Source organism: Azospirillum sp. TSH20 (assembly GCF_003115935.1).
Classification (GTDB): domain Bacteria; phylum Pseudomonadota; class Alphaproteobacteria; order Azospirillales; family Azospirillaceae; genus Azospirillum.
The window spans coordinates 1-6,232 of sequence record NZ_LGQU01000119.1 but is presented as its reverse complement, the minus strand read 5'-3'; the positions used below and the strand labels follow the sequence as shown (position 1 = coordinate 6,232).

The window sequence follows — 6,232 nt, the reverse complement described above, 5'->3', positions numbered from 1 at the left end:
CCAGCTCTCGCACAAAGCTCCGCTTTGTGCTGACGCGACAGGCGGACCGAAGGTCCGCTGAGAGCGGGGGAGGTTAGGTGGGGGTCTAGCTCAGCAACCCTAAACCTCAATCCGCCGCCAGCCCCACCCCGCACTCCCGCGCCCAGTCCAGCAGCCGGGCGGTCGCACCGTCCGGCGCCGGCCGCTGCAGGGCGGCGGTCCCGAGCACCACGGCGCCGTTGCTGCCGTCGATGGTCAGCAGGTCGCCGGTGCGGACCGTCACCTCGTCAACCCGCATCACCCCTTCTTCCGGGTCGATGCGCAGCCCACGGGCACCGCAGACGCAAGGGCGGCCCATGCCGCGGGCGACGGTGGCGGCGTGGCTGGTGAAGCCGCCGCGGGCGGTGACGATGCCGACGGCGGCCTGCATGCCGTGGATGTCCTCCGGCGAGGTTTCCGGCCGGCACAGGATCACCGGCGCACCGCCGCGCGCCAGCCGCAGCGCATCCTCGGTCGTGAAGGCGGCGCGGCCGGTCGCCGCCCCGGGCGAGGCGGGAAGACCGGTCGCGATGGCGGCGGCCAGCGCCTCCGGCGTCAGGGTCGGGCGCAGCAGCTCGTCCAATGCCTGCGGGTCGACGCGGCCCACCGCCTCATCGCGGGTGATGATCCCCTCCTCCGCCATGTCGACGGCGATGCGGACGGCCGCTTCGGAAGAGCGCTTGCCGCTGCGCGACTGCAGGATGAACAGGCGCCCGCCATCCACGGTGAACTCGATGTCCTGCATGTCGCCGAAGGCCTGTTCCAGCCGCTCGGCCACCCGGCAAAGCTCGGCATAAACCGCCGGCATGCGGCGCTCCATCGAGCGGTCGGGGTTGGGCTGGCTGGCACTCAGCGGGTCGGGATCGCAGGTGCCGGACACGACGTCCTCGCCCTGGGCATCAGCCAGGAACTCGCCGCACAGGCCGGGCGCGCCGGTGGAGGGATCGCGGGTGAACAGAACGCCGGTGCCGGACTCCGGCCCACGGTTGCCGAACACCATCGCCTGCACCGTCACCGCCGTTCCCAGATCCTCCGGAACATCGTGCAAGGCGCGGAAGGCGACCGCCCGCGGGTTCATCCAGGAGCGGAAGACCGCCGCCACCGCCAGACGCAGCTGCTCCGCCGGATCCTGCGGGAAGGGACGGCCGCAGCGCGTCTCCACCAGCCGCAGGAAGAGCGGCATCAGGCTGCGCCAGTCCTCCGCCGTCAGTTCGCCGTCGCGCTGAAGCCCGCGCTCCTCCTTGTATTCATCCAGCAGCGCCTCGAACCGGTGGCCGGGCACGCCCATCACCACGCAGCCGAAGGACTGGACCAGCCGGCGATAGCAGTCGTAGGCGAAGCGCGCATCACCCGACGCCGCCGCCAGCCCCTGCACGGTGCGGTCGTTGAGACCGAGATTCAGAATGCTGTCCATCATGCCGGGCATCGACACCGCCGCGCCCGAGCGGACGGACAGCAGCAGCGGCCCGCCATCACCATCACCGGTGCCGCCGAAACGCCCGCCCGCCTGCCGCTCCAGCGCCAGGACGGCCTCATCGATCCGCTTCAGCAGGCCAGCCGGCAGCGGGTCATCCGCGCCCAGCCCGCGCCCGGCCTCCGCCGCGATGACGAAGCCCGCCGGCACCGGAATGCCGAGCGCCGCCATCTCCACCAGGCGCCCGCCCTTGTTGCCCAGCCGCTCCACATCGGCCCGCCCAGCGACCAGACCAGCGGCAAGCCCGGCCCCAAAAGGGACGATCATGTCCGGCACGGTCGCGAAGAGGCTGGAGGCCGGACGGCGCATCGGGGCGATGTCGGGAGCGGTGGAGGTGTTCATGATGTGCCCAACCTGGATTCAGCCGGCCCGTCGAAGGCCATCAGACGCAGCAGCCGGTGCAGTCCATCCGGATCGTCGCTTTTCCTGTCCGCCATTTTCATGTCCGACATGCGGACCAGACGCGCCCGCTGCCCCGAACCGGGGCCGCCGGCACGGACGACCCCATCGCTAAACAGCCGCAGCAGCGGTTCGGCCCGCGCACAAGCCGCGTCGCTGCCGCCGAGGTCGATGACAGGATCGATGACCGGACCGGTTCCTGCCGGCGCATCGGCCAACAGGGCACCCAGATCGGCGAGCCGCGCGGCGTTGGCCGAAGCCTCCGCCGGCGGCAGGACCGACAGGTCGATCACCAGCGAGCCCGGCGGCAGGGCGGCGGCAAAGCCGTCCTCGGCGAACAGGGCGGACTCGACCGCGGGCGCATCGGGCAACAGCATCATCACCACGTCGCACGCGCCGGCCCGGTGGCGGAAGTCGCCGCGGCCATGGGGGTGGCGGTGCAGCCGGTGCCCGGCGTCGCGCAGCCTGTCCATGATCGCCTCGGCCATCTTCCCGTCCCCGATGAACCCGACATCCATTCCGCGATCCTCCCGCCTCGGCCCGGAACGCCGTCATCCGGCGCCGAGCATCAGCATGGAGATTGATTGCGCATGTCGCATCGCACAATAGCACGTCTGCGCAATTTTCACATCGCGGAAACCGGCCTGAACTTGCCTAATCTTACCCAAGCCTAACAGTTTGGGCGGAGGTCTCCAGTGGCAAAAAGCCGCAGCCGGCCGGAATCCGGAACACCGGACCGGCCGCCGTTTCCACCAGCCGCGGCAGGATCGGCGCCGGCAAGTCCTGGCCGGAAACCGCCGCAGAGGCCAACGCCCCACTGGCCATCGCCGCAGTCGTGTCGGCGCATCCCGCCAGCCGCAGCAAGGTCATCCGCGTGGCGAAGACAAGCCGGCGTCGCCCTGCCTCCTCCTCCGCCAGCAGGCGGCGCGGGGTGGCCCACAGCACGCCGACCGCCTCCCCGCCGTCGCAGACCGGCTCCTGCCCCTCCGGTGCCGGGGCAAGAAAGAACAGCGTGTCGAACCGCCGCGGCAGCATCTCCGGCGTCATCCAGCGGGCCAGCACCGCCATGCGGTCGAGCGCGGGGGCGACTCCGACCCGCGCCAGCGCCGCGGCGAAGCCCTCCCCCGCCGCCAGCCCGCGGCGCAGATCCGCCAGCGCCGACGATGAAAGCGGATCGCGGGTCGGCAGCATGCCGCACTCCTCCACGCTTTCCCGCAAGGCCGCGACCCGGTGCGCGAGGTCGGCAGGCGGCTCCCCCTCCGGCCAGCGGGCGCGCCACAGCGGGTGATGGTCCGCCGCCTCCAGCCGGCCGCCGGGAAAGACGGTGGCGCCGGGGGCGAAGCGCAGGCCGGCATGGCGTTCGATCACCAGCAGTTCCAACCCGTCCGCGCCGTCGCGCAGCAGGATCAGCGTGGCGGCCGGATGGGGAGCGACAGGGCTTTGAGGGGCGGTCTCGGGCATGCCCAAGTGTCGCCGACGGGCGGTCCGGCTGTCCATGTGCGGCGGAAAGAACCACTCTCACGATGCGGAATAAGGGGCGGGTGCCGTTTGACCGTCCGGCCTAGGACTTCCAGCATCCGGGCAACACCGAACCTCGCTCATCATCATTCGCCAGTCCCGCCCCTTTCGCAAAGGGCCGGGCGGAGGAAGGCTGTCGTCATGCCGTTTCACCGCAGCACAAAGATCGTCGCCACGCTGGGCCCCGCCAGTTCTTCGGAAAGCCAGATCACGGCCCTGGCTCGGGCGGGCGTGAATGTCTTCCGCCTGAACGCCAGCCACGGCACCCAGGCCGAACATGCGCAGCGTTACGCCCGCATCCGCGCCACCGAAAAGACGCTGGGGCGGCCGATCGGCATCCTGCTCGACCTCCAGGGGCCGAAGCTGCGGGTCGGGACCTTCGGATCCGGGCCGGTGGACCTCGCCATCGGCGACCGCTTCCGCCTGGACCTCGACCGCGCGGCGGGCGACCGCCGCCGCGTCTGCCTGCCCCATGGGGAAGTGTTCGCCAGCCTGGAACCGGGCCTCGACCTGCTGCTGAACGACGGTCGCATCCGGCTGCGCGTGCTGGACTGCGGTCCCGACTTCGCCGAGACGGAGGTGGTCGCCGGCGGCACCCTGTCGGACCGCAAGGGCGTCAATGTGCCGGGCGCGGCGCTGGCGCTGAGCGCGCTCTCGGAGAAGGACCGCAGCGACCTCGCCTTCGGGCTGGAACTCGGCGTCGACTGGATCGGGCTCAGCTTCGTCCAGCGGCCGGAAGACATCCTGGAGGCGCGCGAGCTGATCGGCAACCGTGCCCATGTGATGACCAAGATCGAGAAGCCGGCCGCCCTGCCGACGCTGGACCGGATCATCGAGCTGTCCGACGCGGTGATGGTCGCGCGCGGCGACCTGGGCGTGGAACTGCCGCCGGAAGACGTGCCGGCCCTGCAGAAGAAGATGATCCGGCTCAGCCGCGCCATGGGCAAGCCGGTGATCGTCGCCACCCAGATGCTGGAATCCATGGTGTCGGAGCCGACCCCGACCCGCGCCGAGGCCTCCGACGTCGCCAACGCCGTCTATGACGGGGCCGACGCGGTGATGCTCAGCGCCGAATCCGCCTCCGGCCGCTATCCCGTGGAGGCGGTGGCGATGATGGAGCGCATCGTCCGCCGGGTGGAGGGCGACCCGCTCTATCGCCGCATCATGGACGCCGACCATCCCAGCCCGGAGGCGACCGCCCCCGACGCGCTGACCGCCGCGGCGCGACAGGTGGCGGAAACCATCAGCGCCGCCGCCATCGTCACCTACACCACCACCGGATCGACCACCCTGCGCGCCTCGCGCGAGCGGCCGGGCGTGCCGATCCTCGGCCTCAGCGCCAACCACGCGACGGCGCGGCGGCTGTCGCTGGCCTGGGGTGTCCATGCCGTGCTGACCGACGACGTGGCGAATTTCTCGGAGATGGTCGGGCGGGCGCTGACCGCGGCGGCGGAAACCGGCATCGGCAGTTCCGGCCAGTCGCTGGTGGTCACCGCGGGCGTGCCGTTCGGGACGCCGGGCAAGACGAATTCCCTGCGGGTGGTGACCATCGACGGCGACGACGCACCGAAGGTGGAGACCGCGCAGAGGGAGGCGGCGACGGTTTGAGAATTGTGGCGTTAGACCCCCACCCTAACCCTCCCCCGCTGGGCGGAGGAGGGGACAAGTGCTTGTTCAGATAAGTAGCGGCAGTCCCTCCCCCGCCCAGCGGGGGAGGATAGGTGGGGGTTTAACTCCGCCTCACTCCAGAAAATCGCAATGCTTTTCCACATGCGCAGCCAGACCCATGGTGTGCTCGCGCACCAGCCGTTCGGCGAGGTCGGCGTTGCGCTCTTCCAGGGCCTTGATGATGGCGCGGTGGTCGTGGATGGAGCGTTCGGCCCGGTCCTCCTGGCCGATGGTCAGCTTGCGGATCGCCCGCATGTGGATGAACAGGTTGTCGGTGACGTCCTGGATCAGCTTCGACCCGCTCAGCTGGATGATGCTCTTGTGGAAAGCGATGTTGGCGTCGGAATATTCGCTGACATGGTCCTTCGGGCTGCGCTGCTCGAAGCTGCCGAACAGGTCCCACAGCTTGTGGATCTCAGCCGCCGGGGCATGTTCGGCGGCCATGCGGGCGGCCATGCTTTCCAGCGCCGCCCAGACCTGGATCATCTCGACGATCTCGGTCTTGGTTTTGCGGACGACGAAGATGCCGCGGCGCGGCTGCAGGCGGATGAAGCCCTCCTGCTCCAGCAGGGTCAGCGCCTCGCGGATCGGGGTGCGGCTGACGCCGAGCTTGTCGCTGAGCTGCCGTTCGTCCAGCCGGATTTCACGGTCATGGTCGTAGATGTCCATCTCCGTGATCGCCTGCTTCAGCGCATGGTAGACCTGACTGCGGAAGGTGGTTCCGGTGTCGAGGGGCTGGACGTTGAGAGCGGGAAAGGTCATGGAGTGGATGTCCTCATGTCTCGCCGGCGGTCGCGGCGCACCCGGTCGGCCCCTTGCACGGAGCCACCGTGCCTTTTTTCGTATCCTACATACCAGATGCATGCAAGCCGTTGAAATGTCCAGGGGGACCGGCGTGAAACGCGCCTGAGCTTAACCGCAGGACAGCCCGGCTGTTTTGGCCGGCACCAGCGCGGCCAGCAGCGGCGCCAGCGCTTGCGGGTCGCGCATCGCCAGCCCCATCACCGCCACGCCCGCCGCCCCGGCCGCCCGGCATTCGGCCACCGCGCCGGCGTGGTCGATGCCGCCCAGCCCGATCACCGGCACGCCCCGGCTCACCCACTGCCGCAGTCCCGCCGCACCCAGGCAGGGGCCGTAGCCGGGTTTGCTGGCGGA

Annotated in this window: 5 protein-coding genes and 1 pseudogene; 1 reads left to right on the top strand and 5 read right to left on the bottom strand. The window is 70.3% G+C overall.

Translation table 11 applies throughout. The features are described from left to right. Positions 1 to 106: 106 nt before the first annotated feature. The 3 genes from TSH20_RS28670 to TSH20_RS28660 form a co-directional block, all read right to left on the bottom strand. Complete coding sequence (locus TSH20_RS28670) at positions 107 to 1,834, bottom strand: pyruvate, phosphate dikinase (RefSeq protein WP_109156480.1); 1,728 nt, start codon at positions 1,832 to 1,834, stop codon at positions 107 to 109. After that, positions 1,831 to 2,409 carry an NAD(P)-binding domain-containing protein gene (locus TSH20_RS28665; RefSeq protein ID WP_109156479.1) on the bottom strand — a complete coding sequence of 193 codons (579 nt, stop codon included), beginning with the start codon at positions 2,407 to 2,409 and terminating at the stop codon, positions 1,831 to 1,833. Before TSH20_RS28665 ends, TSH20_RS28670 begins: the two co-directional genes overlap by 4 nt. Before the next feature lie 142 nt (positions 2,410 to 2,551). Beyond that, positions 2,552 to 3,352, bottom strand: a complete 801-nt coding sequence (locus TSH20_RS28660; RefSeq protein WP_109156478.1) for an NUDIX domain-containing protein — start codon at positions 3,350 to 3,352, stop codon at positions 2,552 to 2,554. Between the two features lie 198 nt (positions 3,353 to 3,550). Here TSH20_RS28660 and pyk point away from each other — a divergent pair, with 198 nt between their 5' ends. Beyond that, complete coding sequence (gene pyk / locus TSH20_RS28655; protein ID WP_109156477.1) at positions 3,551 to 5,017, top strand: pyruvate kinase; 1,467 nt, start codon at positions 3,551 to 3,553, stop codon at positions 5,015 to 5,017. Positions 5,018 to 5,149: 132 nt separating this feature from the next. Here pyk and TSH20_RS28650 read toward each other — a convergent pair whose 3' ends face one another. Together TSH20_RS28650 and TSH20_RS28645 are read right to left on the bottom strand one after the other, a co-directional pair. Then, positions 5,150 to 5,839 (bottom strand): GntR family transcriptional regulator, encoded by a 690-nt coding sequence (locus TSH20_RS28650; RefSeq protein ID WP_085084025.1) that lies wholly within the window; start codon positions 5,837 to 5,839, stop codon positions 5,150 to 5,152. Between the two features lie 150 nt (positions 5,840 to 5,989). After that, positions 5,990 to 6,232: pseudogene (locus TSH20_RS28645) on the bottom strand (thiamine phosphate synthase); the annotation flags it as partial.

Bases quoted from the DNA above. Each gene is read 5' to 3' on its own strand.
- TSH20_RS28665 (WP_109156479.1), bottom strand. From the start codon at position 2,409: ATGGATGTCGGGTTCATCGGGGACGGGAAGATGGCCGAGGCGATCATG.
- pyk (WP_109156477.1), top strand. From the start codon at position 3,551: ATGCCGTTTCACCGCAGCACAAAGATCGTCGCCACGCTGGGCCCCGCC.
- TSH20_RS28670 (WP_109156480.1), bottom strand. From the start codon at position 1,834: ATGAACACCTCCACCGCTCCCGACATCGCCCCGATGCGCCGTCCGGCC.
- TSH20_RS28650 (WP_085084025.1), bottom strand. From the start codon at position 5,839: ATGACCTTTCCCGCTCTCAACGTCCAGCCCCTCGACACCGGAACCACC.
- TSH20_RS28660 (WP_109156478.1), bottom strand. From the start codon at position 3,352: ATGCCCGAGACCGCCCCTCAAAGCCCTGTCGCTCCCCATCCGGCCGCC.